Source organism: Halomicrococcus pelagicus, assembly GCF_051917725.1.
Classification (GTDB): domain Archaea; phylum Halobacteriota; class Halobacteria; order Halobacteriales; family Haladaptataceae; genus Halomicrococcus.
Window position 1 is genome coordinate 62,877 of sequence record NZ_JBQBLX010000001.1, and the last position, 26,973, is coordinate 89,849.

Here is a 26,973-nt window from a genome sequence, read left to right on the forward strand (position 1 = left end):
AGCGTGACGGGCACCGTATCGTGTTGGGGGTTATCAATGAGCGTAACAGATACGTACTCCCGGGGGCGGAGCCTCGTCGGTGAGCGCCCACTCGCCGTACTGGTCGGGGCGTTCGCCGTTCTCCTGCTCCTGGACTTCGCAAACCGCTTGCTGTTCGGTGGCCTGCTCCTGTCCGACGTCGGTTCGCTGGTCTGGAACGGCCTCATGCGCGGACTGATAATCGGACTCGCCGGCATCGGGCTCTCGATGACGTACAGCATCCTGAACTTCGCGAACTTCTCGCACGGCGACTACATCACCAGCGGGGCGTTCTCGGGCTGGGCGATAACCTATCTCGTCGCCGGATTCGGCGAGGCGCCGTGGCCCAGCCTCCTCCTCGTCGGGGCGGGCGGGTCCGTCTACGCGAGCGCGCTCGGCATCACCGCGGCGACGACGCCGCTCGCCGTCCTCGCGGGACTCGTCGTCGCCGGGCTGGGGACCATCGTCCTGGCGCTGGCCATCGACCGCGTCGTCTACCGGCCGATGCGGGACGCGGGCGGCATCTCCCTGCTCATCACCAGCGTCGGCGTCGCGTTCGTACTCCGGTATCTCATCGTGTTCGTCTTCTCGACGGCGAATCGCGGGACGACGGCGTCGCTGTCGATTCAGGAGTGGTCGGTCCCCTTCTTCGACGGCACCGTCGGCGTCAGCGCCCACGACCTGACGCTGCTCGTGGCTACCGTGACGCTGATGTTCGCCATCCACCTGCTGCTGCAGCGAACGAAACTCGGGAAGGCCATGCGTGCGATGGCCGACAACGAGGACCTCGCCCGCATCACTGGCATCCCGACCGAGCGCGTAATCCGCTGGACCTGGATCATCGGCGGCGGGCTGACCGGCGTCGCGGGCTACCTGATGGTGCTGTGGACCGGCACCATCGACTTCCAGTTCGGCTGGCTCCTCCTCCTGCCCATCTTCGCGGCGGTCATCCTCGGCGGCATCGGCTCCATCTACGGCGCGATTCTCGGCGGCATCGTCATCGGTCTTACCTGGAACCTCGCCATCATCTGGATTCCCGGCGAGTTCGGTCGGGCCGCCGCGTTCGGGATGATGATACTCATCCTGCTGTTCAAGCCGCAGGGACTGTTCGCCGGGAGGACGACGGCATGAGCGTCCGAGACATCTTCGACGCCGACGTCAACGACGCGGTGCTCATCGTCGGCGCGCTCGTCGGCGTCTACGCCGTCTACCTGCTGGCGGGGACGGCGCTGGGCTACTCGCTGCGCGGCCAGGTGAACTCCATCGCCCGGCTGACCTTCCTCATCGGCGTCTACGGCATGCTCGCGCTCGCGCTGAACCTCCACTGGGGGTACACGGGGCTTTTCAACATCGGCATCGCGGGCTTCATGGCTGTGGGACTCTACACGATGGCGATGGTGTCGAAGCCGCCGGCTAGTGCGACGGCGGGAGCCGCCACCGTCTCCGGACTCGGCCTCCCGCTCTGGGTGGGCGTCCTCGCCGGGATGACCGCAGCGGCGCTGCTGGGACTGCTCGTCGCACTGCCAGCACTGCGCCTGCGTGCCGACTACCTCGCCATCGTCACCATCGCCGCCTCCGAAATCGTCCGGTTCATCTTCCTGTCGAGCAAGTTCCAGACGTTCACGCTGTTGGGCCAGGAACTCGGGACCGGCGGTGGCCGGGGTCTCCTCCTGAACTACACGGACCCGATGACGCCCATCTTCGAGAGCGCGCCCTACGAAGCGGTCGTGTCGACGTTAAATCCCCTTCTCGGCGGGTCGATCCGACCGGTCGTCAACTCGCTCTCCTACGCCATCGTCCTGATCGGGTTCGTCGTCGCCTTCTACTGGCTGCTGAAGCGGACCGGCGAATCGCCGTTCGGCCGGGTCCTGAAGGCCATCCGCGAGGACGAGGAGGTCGCCAACGCCCTCGGCAAGAACACCGACCGCTTCAAGATCAAGTCGTTCATGCTCGGCTGCGCGCTGATGGGTCTGGGCGGTATCCTCTGGCAGCTTCGCCAGGGCGCGATAACGCCCACGTCGTTCCGGCCCCAGGTGACCTTCTTCATCTGGCTGGCGCTCATCGTCGGCGGCGCGGGGTCGAACACCGGGAGCGTCCTCGGTGCTATCGTCTTCTCGGCGTTTCTCCTTCAGGGGCCGCTGTACCTGAAGAACATCGTCCGGGGAGTGTACGGCGTCACCGGCGCGCCCAACACGTTCGCCGGCGCAGTCGGTCCGCTGGTCGACGGCAACGTCGAACCGTTCCTCGCCTACCTCATCGGCAACATCAACGCCCTGCAACTCGTCTTCATGGGCGCGGTGCTCGTCTGGCTGATGCAACACCGGCCCCAGGGGATGCTCGGCCACCGCAAGGAGGAGGCGGCGACCATCCCGCTCACCCGGCCGCGTCGCGAGGAGCCGACGCTCGTCCCGACGGCCGACGGGGCCGGCGGCGAACGTGGAGGTGACGGCGAATGACCGCGGGCGAAGCCACCCGAACCGACTCCGAGACCGGCGCACTCGAGGTATCGACCGACGCGACCGACCTCGCCGACAGGCCCCTGCGCGTCGAGAACCTCAGGAAGTCGTTCGGCGGTATCACCGCCGTCGACGGTGCGACGTTCGACGTCGAGCAGGGGTCGATGACCGGTCTCATCGGCCCGAACGGCGCGGGCAAGTCGACGACGTTCAACCTCATCACGGGCGTGTACCCGGCGGACGCCGGGTCGGTGTACTTCGACGACGAGGACATCACCGGACTGGAACCCCACCAGATAGCCGACCGGGGGCTCGTTCGGACGTTCCAGATCGCCCGCGAACTCTCCGAGATGACCGTCCTCGAGAACATGATGCTCGCGCCCAAGGGCCAGATCGGCGAGCGGCTCTGGCGGTCGGTGACGCCCGGCCTCCGCGGCGACGTGCGCGAGCAGGAGACGGCGATGCTCGACCGCGCCTGGGAGATGCTCGAGTTCTTCGAGATAGACCACCTCGCGACGGAGTACGCGGGCAACCTCTCGGGCGGCCAGCGCAAACTGCTGGAGATGGCGCGAGCGCTGATGACGGACCCGAAGATGGTGTTGCTGGACGAACCGCTGGCGGGCGTCAACCCGTCGCTAGAGAAGAAACTTCTCAAGCACATCCACGAACTCCGCGAGCGCGGGTTCACCTTCCTGCTCGTCGAACACGACATGGACGTCATCATGAACAACTGCGAGCGCGTCATCGTGATGCACCAGGGAACGGTGCTCGCGGACGGCACACCTTCGGAGATAAAGTCGAACGAGCGCGTCATCGACGCCTACCTCGGCGGGGAGATACGATGACGCTGCTCGAAATAGAGAGCCTCGACGCCGGCTACGGCGACCTCCAGGTACTCGAGGACGTGGACATGTCGGTCGAGGACGGCGAGTACGTCACCATCGTTGGACCGAACGGCGCCGGCAAGTCCACCGTGATGAAGTCCATCTTCGGGTTGACGAACTACATGGGCGGCGTCGTCGCCTACCGCGGCGAGGAGATACAGGACTCCACTCCCGAGCAGGTCATCCACCGCGGTCTCGGCTACGTCCCGCAGAGCGACAACGTCTTCCCGACGTTGACGGTCCAGGAGAACCTGGAGATGGGCGCGTACATCCTCGACGAGGTTCCCGAGGACGCCCTCGCGGACGTGTTCGAGCGATTCCCCATCCTCAGGGAGCGCCGCGACCAGCGCGCCGGCACGATGTCCGGCGGGCAACAGCAGATGCTCGCCATGGGGCGGGCGCTCATGCTCGACCCCGACCTGCTGTTGCTCGACGAGCCGAGCGCCGGCCTCGCGCCCGACCTCGTCGTCGAGACCTTCGACAAGGTCGACGAGATAAACGACGGCGGCACCGCCATCCTCATGGTCGAACAGAACGCGAAGGAAGCGCTGGCACGCTGCGACCGCGGGTACGTCCTCGTGCAGGGCCAGAACCGCTTCGAGGACACCGGCGACACGTTGCTCGGCGACGACGAAGTCCGCCAGGAGTTCCTCGGCGGCTGACGGGCTCGAACGCGTCGGAATCGAGCTTACCGGCGTGCCCACCAGAAGCCCAGAGTGAGCGCGAGGCCGGTGAGGAAGAACCCCCAGTTCCAGAACGGCGAGTTGTACCAGATGAGGTCTATCGTTATCACCTTGCTCTGGGCCAGCGGCCAGAACGGCTCGATGGGTGAGGCGATGTCGGGCGCGGACAGCATGTCGGCGAACAGGTGGCTCAGTCCCCCGACCCACAGGGCGCCGATGGCGTAGCCGTACTCGTTGCCTATCTCGTCCTGGGGAACGTATCTCCCCTCGAGTTTCGGTACGACCCACTTGCCGACCGCCGCGCCGACCACGACGCTCGCGAGCGTCACGAACAGTATCGTGTGGGTGACTCCGTGGTGGTGGACCGTCGGGAACGCCTTCTCCAGCCAGAGGTCGACGTCCGGTAACAGACCGAACGGCAGTCCGATGGCGACGAATCCGAGCGCCGCTCGTCGCTCGTACACGAACCACCCGACCGTCAGCCAGATGAGCGCCATTCCGAGATGGCCAATGATGTCGACCACGGACGACGTTACGAAACGAGGCGGAATGTATCTGATGGTGGTTTCAGCGCCGGTTTCGGTGGGCTGAACGTCGACCGCCCTCCTCGGCGAACGAATCCGTCGGCGCTCTCTTGCGACGCGAGCATTCAAACCGGAAGGCGAGACCACCTCCGGACGTGACCTGACAGACCGCCGCGACGGGGTCCCGGCCGAAGCGTGGCACGCCCCGCGTGCATCCCTCACGTGCCGCCTGTTCGCTTTTCACCCGACGAACGCTGGCTACCGCCTTGCCCGTGTTCCGCCGACCGAGCGCGGACAGCGAGGCGTCTCCGGCGGTAACCGATAAGCGTCGCACGCCCGTGACGGGGGTCATGGACGTCTCCCGCCTCGCTCCGTTCGCGTTGCTCTGCGCCGTCGTCGTGGGCGGCGCGTTCGCCACACCGTCGGACGTGACGGACGCCCCGACGTCGTTCGAACGCTCGCCGACGGTCGTCGACGACTGCACGACCATCACCGAGTCCGGTCGGTACGTCCTCGGAACGGACGTCGAGAACCGGACCGCGGACGTATGCATCCGAATCGCGGCGAGCGACGTGACGCTCGAGGGCCGAGGGAACGTCGTCTCCGGCGGCCAGTTCCGCGAGAACACGACGGGGGTGCTGGTGGTCGACGCGGCGAACGTGACCGTCCGGAACCTCACGGCCGTCCGCTGGACGTTCGGCGTCCGCTTCGAGCGAGCGGCGCGCGCCAGCGTCGCCGAGGTGGCGACGTGGCGGACCGGCAACGGCGTCACGCTGCGCTCGTCGCCGGCCGCGACGGTCACCGGCGTACGAACGGAGAACGGCTTCTCTGGAGTCGTGCTCGTCGACGCAGACGGGACCGTCGTCCGCGACAGCACGGCGTCGGCTCACAGCGAAGAGGGCGTCCTCGTCGCGGAGTCGCGAGCCGTGACCCTGCGGAACTGCACGGTGACCGACAGCGCGGTCGGGGTCGCGCTCGCCGGAACGTCGGCGAGCAGCCTCCGTGACAGCACTCTCCGGGAGAACCGGGTGGGCGTCCTGCTGGTCGACGCCCGGGGCAACGACCTCCGGAACCTCGAACTGTTGAACGACGCGAACCTCCGACTGGTGAACGCGAGTCGAAATCGGCTCCCGGCGAACGAGACGGAAGCCGGACGTTGGCGAACGTCGAGCCGTTCAGCCGCCCAGCGCCTGCTGGATGACTGAGGAGTACGACGACTCGCCGATGTTGAACGCGACCTGGTTGATGACCTGGCCGTCGTGGTCCTGCCGGAACGATTCGGCGAACTGGTTCGATAGCTGCTGGCCGTAGTCGTTGTTGACGAACAGCGTCGACGCCGAGGACGCGCCGATGCGCTCGGCGGCGACCTGCGCCATCACGGGACCCTGGAGGAGGTCGCTCGGAGCCGTCCGGAAGACGAAGTCGTTGTCCTGAAGCCGCGAGACCGTGATGGCGGTGCTCGACGGCGAACAGCCGACGACGTTGTTCGGGATGTATACTTCGGTCGAGACGGGGATGTTGTTGCCCGAGGAGGCCGGCCCGGATATGGCCGGGAAACCGGCGTTGACCAGCGCGTTCGCCCCGCTGAGAGCAGGCTGTCGGGCCGTCTGGGTGTCCTCGACCTGGGTCTGGACCTGGAGGTCGATGTCGGCGTCGTTCACCTGCTGAATCGGAATGCGCGAGGCCTGTATCATCGGCGTCCCGACGGAGCCGAGGTCGCCCGTCTCCGGCAGCAGGATGCCGACCCTGATCGTCCGCCCCATGCCACCAGGGGCGTTGTCGGCGGCGGGACCGCCGGCGTCGCTCTCGAACCGGCGGGTGTTGACGACCTCGATACCATCGTCGGTCTGCGGCGCGAACCGCCAGACGTTGTAGGAGGCCGAGGCCGGGTCGCCGTTCTCGTCGAAGTTCGTCACGCTCGATGCGCCCTGGTAGTTCACGTCTTCGCCGTTCGCTGCGGCCCTGACGGCGTCGACGAAGTTCTCGGGGCCGAAGTCCTGGCCCGGCGGGTTCGCGACCCGACGCATCTGTTGTCGGATGGCCGACCCGTCGTTCTCGCCCGCCGCTGCGTTCGCCAGGATGAGGATGGCGACGGAGTCGTACGACTGGGAGGTGAACACGCCCGGTTCGCTGTCGTACGCGTCGCGATACAACTGCTGGAACGCCTGTCGGTTCGGTCCCGCGGGCGCGGGTGCGGTGCCGGTGACGTTGTTCATCGGATTGCCGACCTGGTTCGGCAGTGTGGAGTCCTGCAGTCCGTCCGGGACGAGTACGTCGAGGTCACCTCGCCCCATCCCGTAGAGGTCCCGGAACAGTTGGATTCCGCTCTGGGGGTATCCGATGACGACGAGCATGTCGGGTCCGCCGTCCTGCTGCTGTAGGTTCCCCATCAATCCCACGGTCGTCGCAGCTCCCACTCCCCGGAGGTAGTCGCGTCGGTCGATTTTTGGACTCATGTCCGGAGAGAAATGTCGACACAGCGGGCAAAAAGTCTATTTTAAAGTATCATTATAGATTAGGGTCGATTCATCGCCGACCCCCGAATAAGACAGGTGTCGGCGCTTCTGGTGGTGACGGGACAGAGCCTCCGGTCGCGTCGAAATCGTGGCGACGAGCGGTCGGCCGACGACGAAAGGGGAGGGACGACGAGTGGGTCGTCGTTTCCGTTCGAAGTGTAGGTACGCTGGCCAATGGCGGACGACCTCGCATCGCTGGCGTCTCGGGAACGCCAGTCGACGAGGAAGGATGCGCTGGCGGTCGAGCGGGAAGCCGTCTGCCGGCGTCAGAAGTCTCTGCAGTCGCTACAGACGAGCTGTCCGTTCACGTTCGTCAGGGCGTGGGTCAGTGACCCGCACACCTCACAGATGCTCTGGTTGGCGTACTCCGTGTCGCCGCCGTCCGTGTTCGCGGGCCGTTCGACGGGCGTCGCCCCGGCGGTCTCGGTCGGCTCGTGGCCCTGGTGCGAGTTGATGCTCGACGGTGACGTCGACGCCGAGATGACGTCCCGTTCGGTGAGCACGCCCACGAGTTCCTCGTCTTCGGTGACGACGATGCGGCGAATCTCCTGGTGGGTCATCGTCCCCGCGGCGTCGGCGAGACTCCGGTCCGCGCCGGTCGTCACGACCGGACTGGTCATCACCTCCGACACCGTCGTGGAGGCCGGGTCGCGTTCCTCGGCCACGAGGTCCATCACGTCCGATTCGGTCATGATTCCCACCGGTTCGCTCCCCCGGAGGACGACGACGCTACCGACCCCTTCCGACTGCATGAGCTGTACCGCCCCCAGAACGGTGTCTGACTCGCTGACACCGACGTACTCCCTGGTCATCACGTCCCGTACTGTGACTTCGCCTTCCATGTGGCAACGTTTGGCACAACTGGCCTAAAAGCTATCCCCGGCAACTTTATCGTCGCGTCGGTCGAACAGTTCTAGTTCGTCGGCTCCGCGAACTCGACGCGACTACCGACCGCCCGGCACGTTTCGAGGGCGTGCTTGGCGGCCATCCCGGCGTCCTGTGCGACGGCACCGCTTCCGACGCCGACCTTGAGTTCGACCTCGGCGGTCTCTTCGACGTGCTCGATGGCGTCCTCGTAGTCGGCCTCGTCCATCTCCGGACAGACCGCGATGACGTTGTCGCCGCCGACGAAGAAGGTGAGGGCGTCGTACTCGGTGCGCATGTACTCCATCAGAGCGGCGTACCCCTTCTCGATGTGGATGAACGAGTCGAAGGCGTTGACCTCGTCGGTGTAGTTACCCGTCATGTCGTTGACGTCGAAGTGGGCGATCTGGACGTCGTCGCCGGTCCGGAACTGTTCGTCGATAGCTCGACCCCGCAGAATCTCTCTCCGGGACTTGTCCTGGGCGCTGCCGGCGTCCTGGAGCAGTTCGGTGGCGTCTTCGAGCGCCACGATGGGACTGGTTCCGGTGGCGACGCTCAGACTGACCGTCACCGGGAACCGGTTCGCGACGGACTCCTGAACCAGCGCGTGGTCGTCGATGGTGAGTCCGTTCGTCACTGCGACCATGTTGTCGAACCGCGTGAAGAAGACGTATCCCTCGCGATTGCCGATCAACTGCGAGAGGTCGGCGTAGAGTCGCGACTGTAACGTTTGAAGGTCGACTTCCCGCCGTGGCTCGGGTGTCACCGTCCACGGCCCGTAGTTGTCGATCTGAATCAGCGTAATCTGGGCGTTCGTCACGCTCGCGTCTTCTCCCTGCTCCCTTATAATTCGTCCTAATCGCGGTACGCGTCACGGAACTGGGGGAAGATTCCGGGAGATTGAAGCGCCTCGGGTCCAAGCGACCGCCAGATGACTATCCCCTCGTTCGTCGTCGGCATCGCCGGCGGAACCGGTGCCGGCAAGACGACGGTCGCCCGCGAGATAACGGAAGCGGTCGAGGACGCGGTCACCCGCATCCCGATGGACAACTACTACCAGGACCTCTCGCACCTCGACGTCGCCGAGCGCGAGGACGTCAACTACGACCACCCGTCGGCGTTCGAGTGGGAGCTGCTGGGGGACCACCTCGACGCCCTGCTGTCCGGCCAGACCATCGAGATGCCCCAGTACGACTTCTCGGTCCACAACCGCAAGGAGGAGACGCTGACGGTCGAGCCGACCGACGTGGTCGTCCTGGAGGGTATCTTCGCGCTCTACGACTCGGACGTCAACGAGATGCTCGACCTGCAGGTGTACGTCGAGACGGACGCCGACGTGCGCATCCTCCGGCGCATCGAGCGCGACGTGGTCGACCGTGGCCGCGACCTCGAGGGCGTCATCGAGCAGTACCTCTCGACGGTGAAGCCGATGCACGAGCAGTTCGTCGAACCGACGAAGAAACACGCCGACATCATCATCCCCGAGGGCGCGAACAGCGTCGCGGTGAACCTGCTGGAGGAGAAGGTGATGGCCGAGACGTACTCGGGATGGGGCGTCAGCGAGGAGGACCTGCAACTGCCCGGCGACGAGGAGGAAGTCCCGCCGGCGGCGACGCCCGGACCGGACGGTGAGCGCTGGGAACGCGAAAACGAGTGAGCCGCCTTTCGGTAGCTCAGACGTGGCTGTTTTCGGAGACTTCGCCTTTCGGATGGTAGTCCCAGAACCCGCCCCGTCGCATCGCCTCGCCGACGCTCTGGTGGAAGTCGACGATGTCGTCGAACTCCGCCTGGTCGATGTGGTCGAAGATGTCGTCGACGCTGACGACCTTCCGGTAGTTGATGCGCACCGGTTCGTCGGCGTGCGCCTCGACGAACTCGTCGCGCGAGAGCGGGAAGTCCTCCTCCTCATCGAGTTTCTTCGCCAGGATGGCGAGACCGTACTTGCGGCCACCCTCGCTGCCCTCCTCGCCGTCGGGGTCGTGCGGCCAGTCCATGTCCCGAGATGGGTCCGGGGGCACGAAAAGGATTACTGTCTCCGGTTCCGACGACCGCTCGGACGCCGTCCGGTGCGCTTCCGGGGTTCGGCTCTCTCGACCGGGGAGCATTGCGCCTTGTGCAAAGGCTAAATGGGCGGCACCCTCACCGTCTACTCATGAACGGGAACAGCTTCGGACGGCTCTTCCAGGTAACGACGTTCGGAGAGAGCCACGGCGACGCGATGGGGGTCACCGTCTCCGGGTGTCCGGCCGGCCTCGAACTCGCGGAGGAGGACGTACAGCGCGACCTGGACCGGCGCAAGCCCGGCCAGTCGATGATAACGACGAGCCGCGGCGAACCGGACGAGGTGTCGATAAAGTCCGGCGTCCAGGACGGTTACACCACGGGGACGCCGATCGGGATGGTCATCCAGAACAAGGACGCTCGCTCGGAGAAGTACGAGCCGTTCGTCACCGCGCCCCGGCCCTCGCACGGCGACTTCACCTACTCGGCGAAGTTCGGCACGCGCAACTGGGGCGGCGGCGGGCGCTCGTCGGCCCGGGAGACCGTCAACTGGGTGGCCGCGGGCGCGATAGCGAAGAAGATTCTCGAACGCGAGGGCGTCGAACTCAAGGCTCACGTCAACCAGATCGGCGACATCGAGGCCCCCGACGTCTCCTTCGAACAGATCAAAGAGCACAGCGAGGAGAACGAGGTGCGATGTGCCCACCCCGAGACGGCCGAGACGATGCGCGAGCGCATCGACGAGTACCAGGAAGCGGGCGACTCCATCGGCGGGTCGATCTACTTCGAGGCGCGCGGCGTCCCGCGAGGCCTCGGCGCGCCGCGGTTCGACTCCGTGTCGGCCCGACTCGGTCAGGCGATGATGAGCGTCCCCGCCAGCACCGCGTTCGAGTTCGGTCTGGGCCGCGAGGCCCGGGAGTGGACCGGGTCGGACCGCAACGACGAGTGGGAGTTCGAGGGTGATGCGGGGAGCGACCCGCAGGAGCGCGGCGACCCCGTGCCGGTCGAGAACGACCACGGCGGCATACAGGGCGGTATCACGACGGGCGAACCCATCTACGGCGAGGTGACCCTGCACGCGCCCACCTCCATCCCGAAGGAGCAGACGACGGTCGACTGGGAGACGGGCGAGAAGAAGGAGGTGCAGGTCATCGGACGTCACGACCCGGTGCTGCCGCCGCGCGGCGTCCCAGTCGTGGAGGCGATGCTCTCGTTGACGCTCGTGGACTTCCTGTTGCTCTCCGGTCGGGTCAACCCCGACCGAGTCGACGACCGCCCCGGCGAGTACGACACCGACTACCACCCGAGCAGCCCGGAGGAGTGACCGCTCGCCGGCGAACCGCGGCGCTTTCCAGCTCACTAACCTTTTTCATCTTTCACTGTCAGTGAACTAATACGGGAAGGAGTCACTCGTGCTCTCGTTCGAACCGCTCGACACCGGTCTGGAGGTCGTCGACGCCGTCGAGGGACGGCGGTACGTCCTCGACTCCTCCGAACCGCTCTCGCCCGAACCCGCCGACCCGGACCGGTTTCGCTTTCCGGTCGACAGCGCCGTCGAGGTCGAGACGTCCGAGCTCCGCCTCGTCGAGCCCGTTGAGGGGTTCGTCCGCGAAGCGGCGGGCGACCCCGTCCTCCAGGTGTCGCCCGGGACGCGTACCGACCTGCCGTCGGCCACCTACAGCGTCGAGTTGAACGCGCCGGTGAAGCTCTACCTCCGGGTCGACGGCCCACTCACCGTCGACGCGACCGCCGACCTGATGACCTTCCGGTTCGACCCGCCGGTGCTGGTCGGCGCGCGCTCGTACCACCACCATCCCGCGGCGACGGTGACGACGACCGACGACCCCCGGGACGTGTTCGCGGCGGTGTCGACGCTCTCGTCGGCGCTGAAGACGACGAGTCCCGAGCGGTCGTACCCTACGCTCCGCGGTCACCCGCCGCTCGTCGAACGCGGCGACGAACTCCGGATTCCGGACGAACTCACCGCGCCGGAGACGGGCGTCCGCATCGAACTCCCGCCGACGCTCCGGGCGGCCGCGGTCGCAGCGCCGCTGTCGTACTATCTCGGGGCCGAACTGGTACCCGGGGACGACCCCCGACTCGTCGTCGACGGCGACGCCCACTCGCTGGCCGGTCCGCCCGGGTTCGAACGCAACGTCGAGCGCACGCTGAAGCGAGCGTTCCTCCTCGACTGTCTCGTCCGGACCGAGGGGTACTACCAGGTCGACCTGTACGAGCGCGAGCAGGTCGCTTCGGACGTTGATCTCGACTTCGCGTCGCTCTACGACGCGTCGCTGGCCGAGCGACTCGACGCGACGCTCGCCGTGCCGTTCGAGACGCTCGCCCCGCACGTCCCGCGGTGGCCGCTCGTCGCCCACGTCGACCCGACACCCGAGGCGGTCGCCGTGCTCCCGTTCGTCGCGTACGACCTCGGCGTGGTCCGGACGGAGGACGCGCGTCGGGCGTCGCCGGACGAGGTGCAGTCGTCGGTGCTCGACGCCTACCTCGGGCAGCGGCGCGGGGGAGCGGGCGACGAGTCCGAGGACGACCCGCCGTTCGTCGCGCTCGGCGACGCCGACGCCGTCGAACAGGTGTGGTTCGGCGACGGCGTTCCGCTCGACGCGACGAAGGGTATTCCGGCCGCGTTCCACAACGACCTCCGCCGCGACGTCGACCCGGCCAGCATCGACATCACCGTCGTCTGCAACGAGTACGAGATGGCGCCCGAGCAGGCCGTCGCCGAGACGGTGTACGGCTCCCGCGAGCAGTTACCGTTCGACGTGACGCTTCGCCGGGACTGTTCGACGGACGAACTCCGGGCGATTCTCGCGTCGTCGGTGGACCTCCTCCACTACGTCGGTCACGTCGACGACGACGGCTTCCGGTGTCGCGACGGCACGCTCGACGCGGGGACGCTCGATTCGACCGGCGTCCACGCGTTCCTGCTGAACGCCTGCCGGTCGTACGAACAGGGGGTCGCGCTGGTGGAGGCGGGTGCCGTCGGCGGCGTCGTCACGTTCAGCGACGTGGTCGACAGCGGCGCGGTCCGCGTCGGCAGGACGCTCGCGCGCCTGCTGAACCTCGGATTCCCGCTCCGGTCCGCGCTGCAACTCGCGGCCGGCGAGAGCATCGTCGGCGGACACTACCTCGTCGTCGGCGACGGGAGCGTCGACGTCGTCCAGGTCGAAGACGGCATTCCGACGCTCTGTGACGTCGAGACGGCGGGGTCGGAGTACGACGTGACGCCGGTGACCTACCCGTCGCGCGAGGCGGCGGTCGGGACCATGGCGTACCCCCTGGTCGGATCGAACGAGCAGCACTTCCTCGCTCCGGGCGAACTGGCGACCTTCCGGCTGTCGGAGCCGGAGCTACGGGAGTATCTCTCGACACACGGCTCGCCGGTGCGAAAAGACGGTGAACTGGTGTGGGACGACCCGCCGTGACTACGGCCCGTAGACCGCGAGCGTTCCGACGCCCGCGGAGACGCTCCCCACGTGCGCGAGCAGCAGTAGCATCGTGGACAGGACGCCGATGATGCGGGGGTTCGTCGCCAGGTTTCTCGGAAGGCTCTCGTCGGTCATGGTGTCGGGCCGACGAGAGCCAGTCACTTGGACATTCACCGCCTAACTCGAATCAACTCCGACCTAGACGAACGAAGGAAGCGCTTTCTCGGCGACGAACGACCGACGCCGGCGTCAATCGGTGATTTCACCGACGGTAGGCGAGGACTTCGCTGCAAGGACCGCGTGTTCCGAGCGTGCAACGTTGGCCCGACCGTCTATTTTCCCGAACCAGGCATAAATTTATTACGATAGAGAGTCACATAGTAACATGTCATCCGGCAATGAACGGAGTGGATAGGGGATACAGCGACGGTGGTGGAACGCCGACGCGGCTCTCCGGCGAGAGTCCGGCGTATCACGTCTACCACGACGACTCGCGTTCGATCTCCGAAACCGTCATCGACGCCGTCGCAGCCATCCAGAACCTCGACCCGACCGAGGCTCGAATCCCGCTGGACGAGGTCGTGGACCCGGACGCACTCGACGCCATCTTCGCGGACTCGTTCGACGGTCAGACGCGAGACGGCGGCCGCGTGGTGTTCAGCGTCGCCGGTCTCGACGTGTTCGTCCACGCGAACCGTCACATCTTCATCCGCGAATAGCGCCGAGTCGCTGCTATCGAAATTTCGAGATTAGATTTATAACACATCGTCTTCGATTAATTACGTGAGGGAGTGTCTAACGTGATGTTCGAGGTGTTCGAACGAACGCCATGAAGGTGGAAACGACGCCTACCGAAACCGGTGGCGTCCTCGTCGCCGCATCCGCGACCGGCGAAGACGTACGGGCAAACTATCTCGACCTGCTGGCCGACCGGGAGCCGGCGGTACGGAACCTGCTGGCGATCACCTACGCCGCAACGGCGGAGGAGTTCCTCGCCCGCTGGCACGACAGCGTCGGCGACCGGCCCGCGAACGTCGGCGTGGTCGACGTCGGGGAGACGATGCGCTCGACCGCGGCCAGCACGGTCGGTGGCGACCCCGACCGGAACGTCGTCCGGTCCATCGAGCGGCCGCGCGACTTCGACGCGACGACGGCCGCCGTCGAGGCGTACCTCGACCGCTTCCCGCCGGAGGGGACGGTGCTGGTCTGTGACTCGCTGACGGACCTGCTCGACCGCGTCGGCTTGTCCGCGGCGATATCGTTCGTCGACGACCTGGTGACGAGCCTGGCGGCCGCGAACGCCGTCGGCTACTTCGTCGTCGACCCGGACGCGCACGACGACGGGACGCTCGCCGCGCTCGACGCGCTGTTCGACGCCGGAGTGGGCCGGACGGACGACGTGACGGGGTGGACGACGCGGTCGTCCGACCGGGACTCGGTGTCGATCGACGTCGTCTTCGACGTGCTGTCGGTCGAGCGGCGGCGACACGCGCTCCGTCACCTGTTCGAGACGGCGGACCCGGACGAGGCGGTCGACGTGTCGGACCTGGCGCGAGCGGTCGCGCGCCGGACGACCGGCGCGTCGAAGCCGACTCGAAACGAGCAGCGACGCGAGGAAGTGTCGCTGTACCAGTTCCACCTGCCGAAACTGGCCAGCGCGGGGTTTCTCGACCACGACGCGGACGCCGGACGGGTCACGCTCCGCGACCGAGCGCAGACGGTGCGCCCGTTCCTCGCGCTGGTCGACGAGTAGTCTCTCGCGCCGGACGACGGGGACGTTTTATCCCTCCCGCCGCTACCGGGGGTCATGGACGCAGACCAGCAGACCCGGGAGAACCCGTTCGGGATGGACGAGGACTGCCGGAACTGCCCCGAACTCTGTGCGACCCGAGAGCGGGTCGTTCACGGCTACGGCGACGTGGGAGCGGACTTCCTCTTCGTCGGCGAGATGCCGGGCGAGGGAGCCGACCGGACGGGCGTCCCGTTCACGGGCGACGCGGTGGGCGAGCGATTCCAGGACGTGCTCGGCCACCTCGGGCTGAACAACTCGCTGCCGGACAGCGACGAACCGGAACTGGACAACGCCTTCGTCACCTACCTGACGCGCTGCCGGGACCCCGGGCGTCCGCCGACGGACGAGGAGGTCGACACCTGCGAACCCTACCTGAACGCCGAGATACGGATGATAAACCCGGAGATAATCGTCCCCGTCGGCCAGCGCGCGCTCGCGGAACTGGCGCGGGAGTACACGACGACGGACGCCGGGGAGTTCGACGTGGTCGAGGACCACGCGACGACGATACGCGGACGGGGGTTCGAACTCGTCCCGATGGTTCACCCCGCGAACCTGGCCGACGAGCAGGCGGAGGCGTTCGTCCGGCACTTCCTCGACCTGATGGACCGCGACTACCGCCAGACGAAGGGTCGGCGGAGTCGGTAGCCGCCACTTACCAGTAGGGGTTCGCGCCCGTGCGCCGCGAGCGGAGGCCGACGGCGGCCGCGCCGGCGACGACGACGGCGACCAGCGCGGCCGTCGCGAGCGTGGCGGTCTCGGCGAGCACGGCCAGCAGGAGCACGACGAGCGCACCGCCGGCGAGCCCCGCGAGCAGGGCGACGCCGAGCAGTCCCAGGGGTTTCGTCCAGTGCATAGTCGGTCGAAAGACTGCGGCTGGCATAAAATGGCGGCTTTCAAGGCCGCCGCGGACGGAGCCTGAGACATGACCGTCATCGCCGTACTGGCCGACCCGCCCCGAGAAGGACTCGTGCTCCCGGACCTGCCGGAGACGTCGCCGCTCTCGACCGCCGAGGCCACGGAACTCTACGTTGCGATGCTGAAAGATACGTTCGTCGCCGCGGCCAACAGCGGCGGCGAGTTGCTCGTCAACTACCGAGCGAACGACGACCTGCCGGACGAGTTCGCGGGGGAAGAGAGCGCGGAGGCCCGACTGCGGGCCCTGGCACGCGAGGCGCTGGACGACCTGGACGACGCCCGCTTCGAACCGCAGGTCGGGTCGTCGTTCGACGCTCGCGCCGGCAACACCGCGACGCACCTGCTCGAAGAGGAGGACGCGCAGTCGGTCGCGGTCGTGGACGGGACCGCGCCCATGCTGACCCGGAAGGAGATAGACAGCGCCGCGATGAAGCTCCGCCGGAGCGAGGTCGTCCTCGGGCCGGCGGGCGACGGTCGGGCGTACTTCCTCGGGCTGACGGACACCATCGACTTCGAAGGTGCGTACGCCACGCCCGCGCTGGAGACGCTGGCGCACCGCGCGACCGACGCCGGCCACGCCGTCGACTTCCTGCCCCGGATGACGGCGGTCGAGACGGGCGCGGACCTGCGGTCGCTCCTCCCGGTCCTGAACGCCCGGGTCGCCGCCGACCGCATCGTCCCGGTGAACACGACGACGTACCTGAACGACCTCGACCTGCGCGTCGAGGAGCGGGACGGCGGCCCCGCGCTGGTCCGGTAGTCAGTCGGCCGTCGGCGCCGACTGGCCGGCCGGCGACTCGACGTCGAGTTGCCATCCCGTCGCCGCGATGAACATGAGCACGAGCGGCGAGAGGAAGCCGAAGAAGTAGAACGGGAAGTACTCGAGAGTGGGGACGTTGAGCGCGCTCGCCATGTAGATGCCGCCGGCGTGCCACGGGATGAGCGCGCCGGTCGGCGTGCCGGCGGATTCGATCGCCCGGGAGAGGTCGCGGCTCTGCAGGCCGTGTTCTTCGTAGAGGTTCCGGAGCGTCATGCCGGGGAGGACGATGCTCATGTACTGCTGGGCGGTCAGGGCGTTCACGGCGATCGCCGAGACGCCGGTGCCGGCGACGAGGAGGCCTGCGCTCCTGAAGCCGCGCGCGAGGTGGTGGGCGAGCGCGGCGAGCACGCCGATTCGCTCCAGCAGGCCGCCGAGCGCGAGCGCCGCGACGACGACCGTTATCGTCCAGGCCGACCCGGTCAGTCCGTCGGTCGCCAGTAGCCCGTCGACGAGTTTCGACCCCGTCTCGGGTGCCGTGCCGTTCATGAATATTTCCCACGCGACGGTGAACGACGCGCCCTGGACGAGGGCGGTGGTGCCGACGGCGGCGAACACGCCCGCCGCGAGCGCGGGGAGGGCGGGGTAGCCGGCGATGGCGAGGCCGAAGGTCACCACGAGCGGAACGAAGACGACGAGCGAGAGGCTGTACGTGCCGGTCAGCGCGGTCTGTAGCTCGGCTATCTGGCCGGTCGGAATCGTCCCGGCGGCACGTAGACCGAGCAGGATGTAGCCCGCGACCGCGATGCCGAACGCCAGTGCCGTCCCGAGGCGCATCGCGCGGATGTGGTCGTAGAGGTCGGTGTTGGTCACCGCGGCGGCGAGGTTGGTCGTGTCGGAGAACGGCGACTGCTTGTCGCCGGCGTACGCGCCGGAGAGAATCGCACCGGCCGCCATCGGTTCGGGAATTCCCAGCCCCGCGCCGATGCCGACGAAGGCGACGCCGAGGGTCCCGACGGTGGTCCACGACGAGCCGATGGCGAACGCGACGGCCGCCGAGAGCACGGCGGTCACCGGCAGGAACACCGTCGGCGACAGCAGTTCGAGTCCGTAGTACATCAGCCCCGGGATGGTGCCGGCGCTGACCCACGTCGCGATGAGCGCGTAGATGGTGAAGAGGATGAGCAGCGCCTGCAGCCCCATCATCAGGCCGTTGGCGATTCCGTCGTACAGGTCGTCCCACGAGAGCCCGACGACGTAGTAGCCGACGAGCCCCGTGAACGCGACGCTCCAGAACAGCGGAACGTGCGGCGGAAGCTTCAGCCACGCCGAGCCGACGCCGAGGAAGACGACGGTGGCCAGGACGGGCAACAGCGCCACGCTCACCGAGAGCTGGCGCTCCGCCGGTAGCTCCGCGTACGACTGCGGGTCGAAGTCGAACGAAGGCATCGTGAGCGTCGAAATGCCCTGCATGAATTAAAGACTTCTGAATCATGCTTTGTGGTAATCTCTACCGCTATCTCTGACGGAAGCGAGCCGGTTCCTCGATACCGACAGTTCTTAGCTCGATATAGGCGCTACGCCCCCGTCCTCAGCGAGCGCCGCCCGAAGGGAAGGCGCGAGCAGAGAGGAGACAGCGCCGTCATCATCTGTCCCTACACCGATACCATTATGACGCGAACGCCCGTCAGTGAAAGCAAGATGGGCGTTCCGTGCCACCGCTCCCGACTCGCTTACCGTCCCAGATGGGACGACTCGCTCCGTGCGGGAGTAGGCCAACAGGCCGACATTCAAACGCGACACAAAGCGTGTGTCGGCCCGTGGAACTCGCCCGTCGAGCCACTAGGAGTGGGACACTCCGAAGCACCGCCTGTGGAGACTGCGCTCCCTGTGCCGCCTCTCGCGGTGACAAAGCGCGTCGCCGAAGCAGGAAGCCCCACCCGCAGCGAGGCCGTCAGGCCGAGCAGGGTGAGGTAGTTCACAAACACCGGACGCTACCCGTAGGCGAGGTGGGATGGCAGAGCGGCCTATTGCGCCTGCCTTGAAAGCAGGTGGCGTCAAGCCTCATGGGTTCAAATCCCATTCCCACCGCATTCTGCAGCGAGATTTCCGACCACGGCAGACGCGTCTTCGAGGAAGCGTCGCTTCGGGGCGTGGTTTCTTCGAGGAGGCGCGGTTTCGGGCCGTGCGTGCCAGAAACGAGGCCCGGCGGTTCGGGTCGGGAGGTCAGTCCAGGCGCGGAGCGACCGTCGACACTGGCTCGGCCGCCGGAAGCGCCGACCGCGAGTCGACTCCGTCGTCCCCGCTCCGTTCCCGGTCGCCGGCGTTGTTGCCCGCGTCCCCGACGCGGACTATCTCGATGCCGGAGATCATCGGGTCCTCCTGCTCGTGGAGGAAGGTGACGAACAGGGCTCCGTCCGTGACCGTGGTCGGGAACCGCTTCACCGTCCCCCGGTCGTGGCCGAGTTGCTCGTACATGTTGTAGTTGTTGAGCCGGACCTCCCCCTCGACGGCGATGTCGAACGTCCGCGGGCCGACCTTCTCGTTCGCGTTCCAGCCGTCCCCGTCGATGTACGTCTCGGCGAGATACACCCGGACGACGTACTTCCCGTCGGGCACCGGGAACTGGTACTGCATCTCCTGGTCGTCGTTCGGCGACGAAGTGTCCGCGTCCCAGCGCCGGGTCTTGAACACCTTGCGCGGCGTCCCGTCCGGCACCGCGGAGGTCACCGATATCTGGTCGTTAGTCCGGTTCGTGTGGCTCACGCTCTGGCGCGCGTTGCCGTACTCGGAGGGATTGTTCTCCGTGTCGGGCAGCCAGTCGGGGCCCTGCATGCGAATCCTCGGCCCGCCGACGTTGACCCGGTAGAGCACGTTCTGCTGGGAGCGCGCAGTCGTGGTCGTCGCGGTGGTGCTGGTAGTCCGCGTCGTCTCCGTCGACCCCTGGGTCGTGGTCGTCGACTGGGTCGTCTCGGTCGGCTCCGTCGTCGCCGCGGTGGTCTGTGTCACCGACTGGGTGGAAGTGGTCGCGGCTCCGGTCGTTCCCGGCCCGTTGCCGTTCCCGCCCGTCGACGGCTGGGGGATTCCGGTCGGCAACCCCGCGATGACCACCATCCCACCGAGGAAGAACACTATCCCACCGCCGATCAGCACCTTCTGGATGAAGCTACTGGACGAACCCGCCACGTCTCTCACGACCCCCGCCTCTCTGTCGCCATGCACTTCTGTTCGCGACCCCCTGGAGTTAGTTATACACCGTTTAAACCGACGAACGACGGACATTTCGGAACGGGGAGGAGTTCCTCTCGTCCGCGCCGATGGTGCGGTGTGGGTCCGCGACCGGGAGCTGGGAATCGGACGCTTTTTAGGCGGGGACGGGTTACCTCGACGCATGAGCTTCGACGAAGACGACCGCGTTATCCTGCACGACGACCACAGCGAGTACGACGGTCAGGAAGGGACCGTCACGCAGGTGATGGAAACGATGTTCGGCGACGCCACGTACACCGTCAGCTTCGAGGACGGCCAGGAGACGGGTATTCCCGAGGATTCCCTCGAGCAAGTCGAGGAGTAAGGGCTTTTTCTCTCTGGCGGATATCGTAACTATGGCCAGCGTTCCGTTTCACTACGTCGACCTGCGAGCGTTCTGCTACGCGACCGAGGACGAGAAGCGCGTGGAGGACGCCCTCCGGACCTACCTCCCCGAGGACTTCGAGATAGAGCGTACAGAGAGCGAGGGTCACCACGGCGACCGCATCCTCGTCCTCTCCGCGCGCGTCGAGAACGCGGACGAGATGCGCCACGTGCTCGACAAACTCGGCGAACTCCCCGACCTGGACGAGGTTCGCGAGCAGCTCGACGAGCGCGTCGACGAGAACTGCTCGTTTTTCGTCTCCCTGGACAAGCAGGACGCCTACCGCGGAACGGTGTCTCTCGGCGAGGGAATCACGCTCCGGGGGAAGGTGGAGGCCTACCCCGCGAAGAAGGAGAAGGCGGTCGAGAACGCTCGCGAGGCCCTGGCGCAGTAACACCGGCCTAACTTCGGATTCTACTCGTCCGCCTCTTTGGACAGAAAGTTTATCACCTTTCCTGCTGTCCTGGCAGACGTTACCACGCATCGCGTGGTGTGGCATCATGAACGAATGTCCCTACTGCAATTCTGACTTGCGTCGTCAAGGCAACCGCCAGACGAAGCGAAACGGTGACCCACTCGGGAACAAGAGCACTGGCACGGAACTCGTCTCCTGTCCGGACTGTGGCGGCGTAATCGACGGCTTCACCGCGCACTGACGAGCTCGTTACCGGATCCGGTACCGACGTTCGCCTCTCTTCTTTCGCTGCAACATCGGTCAACGTGACGTTTCTCGCGAGCGCCGTCGCTGGCGAGCGTCGCGTCGACCGCACGAAAAGCGGCGTTCGTCACGCTGTCCGGAACGTCGCCCCGGGAGAGGGGGTCGGGCTTACTCCTCGGCGTCTTCGCCTTCCGCCTCGAGTTCCTCGACGAGTTCCTCCTCGTCGACGTCGGCCTCTTCGAGGGCCTCCTCGATGTCGGCCTCGCCACCGCCGCCCATCATGCCGCCCATGCCGCCCATCATACCGCCCATGCCGCCGCTGCCGTCGATGGTCTCCTGGATGATGACGCGGTCCAGGTCGAGGCGGTCCATCAGGTCCTGGGCGATCTGTTGCTTCTGGAACATCCACTGCTGGTTCATCGCCAGCTGGGGCGTCGACTCGATGTAGAGGGTCTCCTTCTCGACCGTCTCGGTTTCGGTCTCGTCCTCTTCGCCCTCGACGTCGACCTCCTCTTCCTCCTCCTCGGTCTCGATCCACATGTCGAGGTCGGCGTCGATGTACATCCCGAGCAGGCCCTTCGCCTGTTCGGTGCGGTCCTCGACCTCGTCGACGACCTCGTACTCGTACTCGATGTCCTCGCCCGCGAGCGGGTGGTTGAAGTCGACGCGGGCGCGCCCGCCGATGATGGTCTCGACGTACCCCTGCTGGTTGTCGACCTGGACGTTCGCACCGGGGTAACGGTCGTCCTCGGGAATCTTGTCCGCGCTCACGGTGCGGACCTCCTCGTTGTCGTACTCGCCGAACGCTTCCTCGGCCTCGACGACGACCGTCCCCTCCGCGCCGGGGTCGCTGCCGTAGATGTCCTCCTCGACGCTCTCGAAGATGTGGCCCGCGCCCAGCACGATGACGCGCGGCTCGAAGTCGCGCTCCTGATCGTCGACGCCCTCCTCCTCGGCCACCTCGGCGTCGGTCGTGTCGACGAGGTCGCCGCTCTCGACGGTGCGTGCGGTGTAGGCCAGTTCGACGAAGTCGCCCTCCTGGAACCCGTCCTCGGGCTGTTCGTCCGTCTGTTCTTCCGCCGTCTCGGCCTCTTCTTCGGCTACTTCGGCCTCTGGTTCTTCGCTCATACACGCAACGACACTCGTTCGGCCCTTAAGAATCACGTTTCGCCCCTGCCAGAAGTTCCGGCGCTCTCCGGGCCGTAGCGCCCGCAGCGACCGACGACCCTGCTGCATTCAGGGAAGTTTACGTGGATGGCCGCGGCAGTACGGGACGATGGAGGCCGCACGGTTCCTCGCCGGGTCGCCGGACCGGTATCGCCTGCTCGCGCACCTCCGCGAGCGGCCGGGGTCGCCCCGCGACGTGGCCGACGCGCTCGACGCGTCGCGCCGGAGCGTCCAGCGCAACCTCGCGGAACTCGTCGACCGGGGCTGGGCGGAGAAGCGCGACGGCGACTACCGGCTGACGACCAGCGGCGCGCTCGTCGCCCGGGCCCACGCCGACTACCTCGACGCGCTGTCGGCCGTCGAGGCCGCCGCGCCCGTCCTGGAACGGCTACCGGTCGAGCGCGCGCCGGACCCGACGTGGCTCGCCGACGCCGACGTCGTCGCCGCCGACGCGGAGCGCCCGCAAGCGCCCGTCAGTCACTACGTCCGGCGACTGCGCGAGCGCGAGACGACCCGGATCCGGATGCTCGCGCCGGTCCTCAGCCGCATCTTCCACGAGGCTCACGCCGAACTCGTCCTCTCCGGCGTCGACACCGAGGTCGTCCTGCCGGCCGACGGCGTCGAGACGGCGCGCTCGATGAATCCGCTGGAGTTCGAGGTGGTCGTGCGCGCGATCGACCTCTACCGCCACGACGGCCCGGTCGAACTCGGACTGACGCTGGGCGACGACTGGGTGCTGGCGGGCGCGTACGACGACGACGGCCAACTGCGCGCGGTCGCGGAGAGCGACGACCCGCGCTTCGTGGAGTGGGCCGAGGACGCGTACGAGGAGTACCGCTCGCGCGCCGAGCGCGTTCGCTCCTGACGGGGCCGACCGCGGCAGTCGGCGTTCGCGTCGACGGAGAACCGACGCGCCGACCCCGGAACGCGCGCGCCGCAACTTTAACCGCCGGTCCACTCCAATCCCCGACCATGATATCCAGCGACCGGATGGCCGCGGTCGACGAGAACGCCGCGGCGCTCGGGGTTCCGCGCAAACAGCTGATGGAGTCCAGCGGCAACGCCATCGCGCGCGAGGTGCGCGAGGTGGCCGACCCCGGCGCGCGCGTCGTCGTCGTCGCCGGGCGGGGCAACAACGGCGGGGACGCCTTCGTCGCCGCGCGCTTCCTCGACGAGTACGACGTGTCGGTCCACCTGCTCGGGCGCGCCGACGCCATCGGCACCGACATCGCGCGCGAGAACTGGGAGGCGCTCCGGCGTGCCGAGATCGACGCCGAAGAGATACCGGACTCCCGCGCGCTCGACCTGCCGGACTGCGACGTGGCCGTCGACGCGATGCTCGGCACGGGCGTGACGGGCGCGCTCCGCGAACCCGCGGCGACCGCGGCCAAGCAACTGAACGCCGCGAGCGCGACGGTCGTCGCGGTGGACGTGCCCTCCGGCGTGGACGCCGACACGGGTCGGACGGAGGGGCCGGCGGTCGACGCCGACCGCGTCGTGACGTTCCACGACGAGAAACCCGGTCTCGGCGACCTCGACGCCGACGTGACGGTCGCGGACATCGGCATCCCCGCGGCCGCGGAGCGGTTCGTCGGCCCCGGCGACCTGCGAGGGGTCCGGGACGACGTCGGCGGGCGCGTGTTCGTCATCGGCGGCGGGCCGTACACGGGCGCGCCGGCGCTCGCCGCGCAGTCATCGCTGCGGGCCGGCGCGGACCTCACCTTCGTCGCCGCGCCGGACGAGATCGCTGGCGAGATACAGGGCTACGCCGAGGACCTCATCGTCCAGCAGTATGAGGGCGACCGGCTCACGCCCGACCAGGTGGACGGCCTCGTCGACACCGCGGAGAGCTACGACGACACGGTGGTACTCGGGCCGGGCCTCGGCAGCGCCGACGAGACGCTCGCCGCGACCCGGCAGTTCCTCGAATCGTTCGACGAACGCGCGGTCGTCGACGCCGACGCGCTCGAAGTCGTGCCGGACGTGGAGACCGACGCCTCGCTGGTCTGCACGCCGAACCGGAAGGAGCTCACGAAACTCGGCGGGCCGGAGGCCGACGACCTGCGCGAGGTGACGGACGATATCGAGTCGCTGGCCGCCGACCTCGGCCACGTCGTGCTGGCGAAGGGCGTGGTCGACGTGGTCTCGGACGGCGAACGGACGCGGCTCGTCCGCACGGGCAACCCGGGGATGGCGGTCGGCGGCACCGGGGACGTGCTGGCCGGCATCGTCGCGGGCCTGTTCGGGACCGCTGACGCCTTCGAGGCCGCCTGCGCCGGGTCGTACGTCAACGGGCGCGCCGGCGACCTGCTGTACGACGACCGCCGCGAGGGGCTGCTCGCGTCCGACCTGCTCGACCGCATTCCCGAGGCCATTTGGGGTGACGACGATGTCTGAGGACGGGTCGACCGGTGGCGACGACCGGGCGGACGGGGAGTTGACTCACACCGACGAGTCGGGCGAGGTGCAGATGGTCGACGTTGGCGACAAACCCGACACGGCCCGCCGGGCGGTCGCCGCGGGCGAGATACGTCTCCGGTCGACGACCGTCGACGCTATCCGGTCGAACGACGTGAAGAAGGGAGACGTGCTCGCGACGGCGCGCGTCGGTGCGGTGCAGGCCGTCAAACACACCTGGGAGACGATACCGATGTGTCACCAGATACCCATCACGAACGTCGAGACCGACTTCGACGTGCGCGACGATCGCGTCGTCCTCGAAGTCGCCGTCGAGACGACCGGGAAGACCGGGTGCGAGATGGAGGCGCTCGAGGGGGTGACCACCGGGCTGAACGTCGTCTGGGACATGGTGAAAGCCGCCGAGAAGGACGACGACGGCCAGTATCCCGACACTGCGATTCGGAACGTCCGCGTCGTCGAGAAGGACAAGCGGCCGCGCTAGGCCGACGTGACGTTCACGCGGTGGACCGAGACGTGCATGTACGTCACCCGGGGCGTCGTCGTGTAGCTGGCCGGAAGCGGATGGGTCGAGACCAGCGCCTGGTCGTAGTGGACGGTGCCCCCCGACTTGAGGGTGGTTCGGCCGCCGACGAGCGCGCCGTAGACGTCCGCGTGGGAGGTCACCGACACCGTGCCGTGCTGGCTCGCCGAGTCGGGCGCGTAGAGGACGCCGGTGAACTCGGTGTCCTCGCCAGAGAACGTCGCGTCCGTTCCGGGCTGGCCGTAGAGTCGGAACGCCCGCGAGCGGTCGTCCGGCACCGAGACGGTCCCGCCGCTGGTCACGGAGAGGGACGACCCCGTCGTGTAGACGTTCGCCGTCCCGTTCGCCGGGTCCTGGACGACGACTTCTCCGCCGGAGAGCGACACGTCACCGTCGACGGCGAGGTCGACGTTCCCGTCCGAGAGGTTCAAAACGAGCGTCTCGTCGGAGTCAACGTCGAGGTCTTCGAGGTAGTAGTCACCGCTGGTGAGATTCCACGTCTGATTCGTCGAGTCGAGTCGGTTGCCGTCGATAGCCGCCGTCTCGTTGTTGTCGTTGTCCGAGGAGAGCGACGAGACTTCGCGGTCGATCATCGTCCCGACCGGGTCGATCTTGGCGACGCTGCCGTTGTTCGCTATCCAGCCGCCGACGGTCGAATGCTTTTTCAGCGACTTCGTTCCGCCGTACGAGAGGTTTCCAGTGATTACCTCGTTGTTCTTCATCTTCACCACGCCGCCGCCAGTGACCAGGTCGCCCTGAATTTCGGCCCCGCCCGAGAGGGAGACGCTACCGACTGTTCGGACGGTCCCGTTCGTTCCGTTGGTCACGCTGTACGGTCCCTTCGAGGAGTTGTAGCTGTCCGTGAACGACGAACCGCCCGCCCCCTCGATGAGAAGTTCCTGCGGCGACGTCGAGGCGAGCCCCTGCTCTATCTTCGGCGCCTTCGTCGGCGTGACCAGCGTGAGCGTCACCGTCCCGGCGTCGTGGTCGTACTCCACGTCACCGCCCGTTCGCTGCTCGAAGAACTGCCCCCACGCCCGGTAGTAGTCGCTCGCGACGGTGACATTCACCGTGGCGTCCGACAGGGGGTTTCGCTTCGAGGCGTTCGCCACGGGGTACTTCGGCTCCGCCGTGCCGTTCTTGGTGAGTTCGAGGTGGCCGCCGTCGAGTCGACCCTCACCGCCGACGACGACGAGCGGGAGGGTGAGCGTCGTGTCGCGGTAGTGGACCTCCGGTGGGGAAACCATCGTCGCGCCGCCGTCGGTTCGCCGCCAGACACCGCCGCCCTGGTAGGCGATGGTCGTGTCGCCGTTCTCGTAGACGACCGCGCCGAGCGTCTGGTTCATGACGACTGCGTCGCTCCCGTTGGTCCGGTTGATGTGGACCCGCATCCAGCCGCCGTCCGTCCGCCGGACCGTCTCTTCGTCGCCGTCGACGCTGAGCGTGGCGTGCTGGGCGTTCGCGCTCCCGATTCCGACGCGGCTGGCTTTCGAGTCGAGTTGTGCCATCGCCTGGGCCGCGCCGTCGAGGTCGGTGGCGCGCTTGGAGTCGTCCAGCGAGGACGACCCGAACGCGACGATGAGCCCCGTCCCGACTATCGTCAGCCCCAGCAGCAGGACGACCCCCAGCGTCTCCGACTGGGCGCGCGACGAACCGGTCATGCTCGCCTCGTTGCTCGGCACCACTGATAAATGTACGCACTTATACGTTAGAA

The 26,973-nt window shown here is 67.3% G+C and carries 28 protein-coding genes and 1 tRNA gene; 18 read left to right on the forward strand and 11 right to left on the reverse strand.

Features of this window, described 5'->3' with window-relative positions:
- The first annotated feature begins 36 nt into the window (after positions 1-36).
- Genes ACTF4R_RS00325 through ACTF4R_RS00340 form a run of 4 tightly spaced genes read left to right on the forward strand, consistent with a single transcriptional unit; the run spans position 37 to position 4,020 of the window.
- Entirely contained in the window at positions 37-1,149 is a 1,113-nt protein-coding gene (locus ACTF4R_RS00325; RefSeq protein WP_440005336.1) for a branched-chain amino acid ABC transporter permease, read from the forward strand.
- Positions 1,146-2,474 (forward strand): branched-chain amino acid ABC transporter permease, encoded by a 1,329-nt coding sequence (locus ACTF4R_RS00330; protein WP_440005337.1) that lies wholly within the window; start codon positions 1,146-1,148, stop codon positions 2,472-2,474. The genes ACTF4R_RS00325 and ACTF4R_RS00330 overlap by 4 nt, the downstream gene beginning before the upstream one ends.
- Positions 2,471-3,319 carry an ABC transporter ATP-binding protein gene (locus ACTF4R_RS00335; RefSeq protein WP_440005339.1) on the forward strand — a complete coding sequence of 283 codons (849 nt, stop codon included), beginning with the start codon at positions 2,471-2,473 and terminating at the stop codon, positions 3,317-3,319. The genes ACTF4R_RS00330 and ACTF4R_RS00335 overlap by 4 nt, the downstream gene beginning before the upstream one ends.
- Positions 3,316-4,020, forward strand: a complete 705-nt coding sequence (locus tag ACTF4R_RS00340; protein WP_440005341.1) for an ABC transporter ATP-binding protein — start codon at positions 3,316-3,318, stop codon at positions 4,018-4,020. Before ACTF4R_RS00335 ends, ACTF4R_RS00340 begins: the two co-directional genes overlap by 4 nt.
- A gap of 26 nt (positions 4,021-4,046) precedes the next feature.
- On the opposite strand, the gene ACTF4R_RS00345 is transcribed toward ACTF4R_RS00340, so the two are convergent.
- Positions 4,047-4,565: a metal-dependent hydrolase gene (locus tag ACTF4R_RS00345; protein ID WP_440005343.1), complete on the reverse strand. Its 519-nt coding sequence runs from the start codon at positions 4,563-4,565 to the stop codon at positions 4,047-4,049.
- A gap of 350 nt (positions 4,566-4,915) precedes the next feature.
- Between ACTF4R_RS00345 and ACTF4R_RS00350 the strand changes: the two genes are divergently transcribed.
- On the forward strand, positions 4,916-5,770 hold the full coding sequence (locus ACTF4R_RS00350) for a NosD domain-containing protein (RefSeq protein ID WP_440005345.1): 855 nt from the start codon (positions 4,916-4,918) through the stop codon (positions 5,768-5,770).
- Here ACTF4R_RS00350 and ACTF4R_RS00355 read toward each other — a convergent pair.
- The 3 genes from ACTF4R_RS00355 to ACTF4R_RS00365 form a co-directional block, all read right to left on the reverse strand.
- Positions 5,741-7,021, reverse strand: a complete 1,281-nt coding sequence (locus ACTF4R_RS00355; RefSeq protein ID WP_440005347.1) for an ABC transporter substrate-binding protein — start codon at positions 7,019-7,021, stop codon at positions 5,741-5,743. The two genes, ACTF4R_RS00350 and ACTF4R_RS00355, sit on opposite strands and share 30 nt — an antisense overlap.
- Positions 7,022-7,347: 326 nt before the next feature.
- Positions 7,348-7,923 (reverse strand): CBS domain-containing protein, encoded by a 576-nt coding sequence (locus ACTF4R_RS00360; RefSeq protein ID WP_440005349.1) that lies wholly within the window; start codon positions 7,921-7,923, stop codon positions 7,348-7,350.
- A gap of 71 nt (positions 7,924-7,994) precedes the next feature.
- Positions 7,995-8,765, reverse strand: coding sequence for a GTP cyclohydrolase III (locus tag ACTF4R_RS00365; RefSeq protein ID WP_440005351.1), 771 nt, complete (start codon positions 8,763-8,765; stop codon positions 7,995-7,997).
- 111 nt (positions 8,766-8,876) lie between these two features.
- Between ACTF4R_RS00365 and udk the strand changes: the two genes are divergently transcribed.
- Positions 8,877-9,602 (forward strand): uridine kinase, encoded by a 726-nt coding sequence (gene udk / locus ACTF4R_RS00370; protein WP_440005353.1) that lies wholly within the window; start codon positions 8,877-8,879, stop codon positions 9,600-9,602.
- Between the two features lie 16 nt (positions 9,603-9,618).
- On the opposite strand, the gene ACTF4R_RS00375 is transcribed toward udk, so the two are convergent.
- Positions 9,619-9,939, reverse strand: coding sequence for a DUF5785 family protein (locus tag ACTF4R_RS00375; RefSeq protein WP_440005354.1), 321 nt, complete (start codon positions 9,937-9,939; stop codon positions 9,619-9,621).
- Between the two features lie 158 nt (positions 9,940-10,097).
- On the opposite strand from ACTF4R_RS00375, the gene aroC reads away from it, so the two are divergent.
- Together aroC and ACTF4R_RS00385 are read left to right on the forward strand one after the other, a co-directional pair.
- On the forward strand, positions 10,098-11,270 hold the full coding sequence (gene aroC, locus ACTF4R_RS00380) for a chorismate synthase (RefSeq protein WP_440005355.1): 1,173 nt from the start codon (positions 10,098-10,100) through the stop codon (positions 11,268-11,270).
- Between the two features lie 88 nt (positions 11,271-11,358).
- The gene (locus tag ACTF4R_RS00385; RefSeq protein WP_440005357.1) at positions 11,359-13,389 is read left to right on the forward strand and encodes a hypothetical protein; all 2,031 of its coding nucleotides are present in this window, start codon (positions 11,359-11,361) and stop codon (positions 13,387-13,389) included.
- On the opposite strand, the gene ACTF4R_RS00390 is transcribed toward ACTF4R_RS00385, so the two are convergent.
- Positions 13,390-13,527, reverse strand: coding sequence for a DUF7503 family protein (locus ACTF4R_RS00390; RefSeq protein ID WP_433623443.1), 138 nt, complete (start codon positions 13,525-13,527; stop codon positions 13,390-13,392).
- A gap of 263 nt (positions 13,528-13,790) precedes the next feature.
- Here ACTF4R_RS00390 and ACTF4R_RS00395 point away from each other — a divergent pair, with 263 nt between their 5' ends.
- The 3 genes from ACTF4R_RS00395 (at position 13,791) to ACTF4R_RS00405 (ending at position 15,832) form a co-directional block, all read left to right on the forward strand.
- Positions 13,791-14,111, forward strand: coding sequence for a HalOD1 output domain-containing protein (locus ACTF4R_RS00395; protein ID WP_440005359.1), 321 nt, complete (start codon positions 13,791-13,793; stop codon positions 14,109-14,111).
- A 110-nt stretch (positions 14,112-14,221) separates the two neighbouring features.
- On the forward strand, positions 14,222-15,145 hold the full coding sequence (locus tag ACTF4R_RS00400; protein WP_440005360.1) for a DUF7504 family protein: 924 nt from the start codon (positions 14,222-14,224) through the stop codon (positions 15,143-15,145).
- A gap of 54 nt (positions 15,146-15,199) precedes the next feature.
- Positions 15,200-15,832 carry a uracil-DNA glycosylase gene (locus ACTF4R_RS00405; RefSeq protein WP_440005362.1) on the forward strand — a complete coding sequence of 211 codons (633 nt, stop codon included), beginning with the start codon at positions 15,200-15,202 and terminating at the stop codon, positions 15,830-15,832.
- Between the two features lie 7 nt (positions 15,833-15,839).
- On the opposite strand, the gene ACTF4R_RS00410 is transcribed toward ACTF4R_RS00405, so the two are convergent.
- Positions 15,840-16,040: a hypothetical protein gene (locus ACTF4R_RS00410; protein WP_440005364.1), complete on the reverse strand. Its 201-nt coding sequence runs from the start codon at positions 16,038-16,040 to the stop codon at positions 15,840-15,842.
- A gap of 69 nt (positions 16,041-16,109) precedes the next feature.
- Between ACTF4R_RS00410 and ACTF4R_RS00415 the strand changes: the two genes are divergently transcribed.
- Positions 16,110-16,862, forward strand: coding sequence for a TIGR04282 family arsenosugar biosynthesis glycosyltransferase (locus ACTF4R_RS00415; protein ID WP_440005366.1), 753 nt, complete (start codon positions 16,110-16,112; stop codon positions 16,860-16,862).
- On the opposite strand, the gene arcD is transcribed toward ACTF4R_RS00415, so the two are convergent.
- Positions 16,863-18,308, reverse strand: a complete 1,446-nt coding sequence (arcD, locus tag ACTF4R_RS00420) for an arginine/ornithine antiporter ArcD (protein WP_440005367.1) — start codon at positions 18,306-18,308, stop codon at positions 16,863-16,865.
- A gap of 559 nt (positions 18,309-18,867) precedes the next feature.
- Between arcD and ACTF4R_RS00425 the strand changes: the two genes are divergently transcribed.
- Positions 18,868-18,950 (forward strand) — tRNA-Ser (locus ACTF4R_RS00425).
- A gap of 135 nt (positions 18,951-19,085) precedes the next feature.
- Here the strand turns inward: ACTF4R_RS00425 and ACTF4R_RS00430 are convergent.
- On the reverse strand, positions 19,086-20,054 hold the full coding sequence (locus tag ACTF4R_RS00430) for a malectin domain-containing carbohydrate-binding protein (RefSeq protein WP_440005369.1): 969 nt from the start codon (positions 20,052-20,054) through the stop codon (positions 19,086-19,088).
- Positions 20,055-20,250: 196 nt separating this feature from the next.
- Between ACTF4R_RS00430 and ACTF4R_RS00435 the strand changes: the two genes are divergently transcribed.
- Both ACTF4R_RS00435 and ACTF4R_RS00440 read left to right on the forward strand, forming a co-directional pair.
- Positions 20,251-20,433 carry a DUF1918 domain-containing protein gene (locus tag ACTF4R_RS00435; protein ID WP_113275289.1) on the forward strand — a complete coding sequence of 61 codons (183 nt, stop codon included), beginning with the start codon at positions 20,251-20,253 and terminating at the stop codon, positions 20,431-20,433.
- A 31-nt stretch (positions 20,434-20,464) separates the two neighbouring features.
- A complete protein-coding gene (locus ACTF4R_RS00440) occupies positions 20,465-20,887 on the forward strand; it encodes an RNA-binding protein (protein ID WP_433623460.1) in 423 nt (140 codons plus the stop codon).
- 432 nt (positions 20,888-21,319) lie between these two features.
- Here ACTF4R_RS00440 and ACTF4R_RS00445 read toward each other — a convergent pair whose 3' ends face one another.
- Positions 21,320-22,279 (reverse strand): FKBP-type peptidyl-prolyl cis-trans isomerase, encoded by a 960-nt coding sequence (locus ACTF4R_RS00445; protein ID WP_440005371.1) that lies wholly within the window; start codon positions 22,277-22,279, stop codon positions 21,320-21,322.
- A 148-nt stretch (positions 22,280-22,427) separates the two neighbouring features.
- Here ACTF4R_RS00445 and ACTF4R_RS00450 point away from each other — a divergent pair, with 148 nt between their 5' ends.
- The 3 genes from ACTF4R_RS00450 (at position 22,428) to moaC (ending at position 25,220) form a co-directional block, all read left to right on the forward strand.
- Complete coding sequence (locus ACTF4R_RS00450; RefSeq protein WP_440005373.1) at positions 22,428-23,183, forward strand: helix-turn-helix transcriptional regulator; 756 nt, start codon at positions 22,428-22,430, stop codon at positions 23,181-23,183.
- Positions 23,184-23,290: 107 nt separating this feature from the next.
- On the forward strand, positions 23,291-24,715 hold the full coding sequence (locus ACTF4R_RS00455; RefSeq protein WP_440005375.1) for an NAD(P)H-hydrate dehydratase: 1,425 nt from the start codon (positions 23,291-23,293) through the stop codon (positions 24,713-24,715).
- Positions 24,708-25,220, forward strand: coding sequence for a cyclic pyranopterin monophosphate synthase MoaC (gene moaC, locus ACTF4R_RS00460; RefSeq protein WP_440005377.1), 513 nt, complete (start codon positions 24,708-24,710; stop codon positions 25,218-25,220). The genes ACTF4R_RS00455 and moaC overlap by 8 nt, the downstream gene beginning before the upstream one ends.
- Here moaC and ACTF4R_RS00465 read toward each other — a convergent pair.
- On the reverse strand, positions 25,217-26,920 hold the full coding sequence (locus ACTF4R_RS00465; RefSeq protein WP_440005379.1) for a DUF7289 family protein: 1,704 nt from the start codon (positions 26,918-26,920) through the stop codon (positions 25,217-25,219). The genes moaC and ACTF4R_RS00465 overlap by 4 nt on opposite strands.
- Positions 26,921-26,973 lie beyond the last annotated feature (53 nt).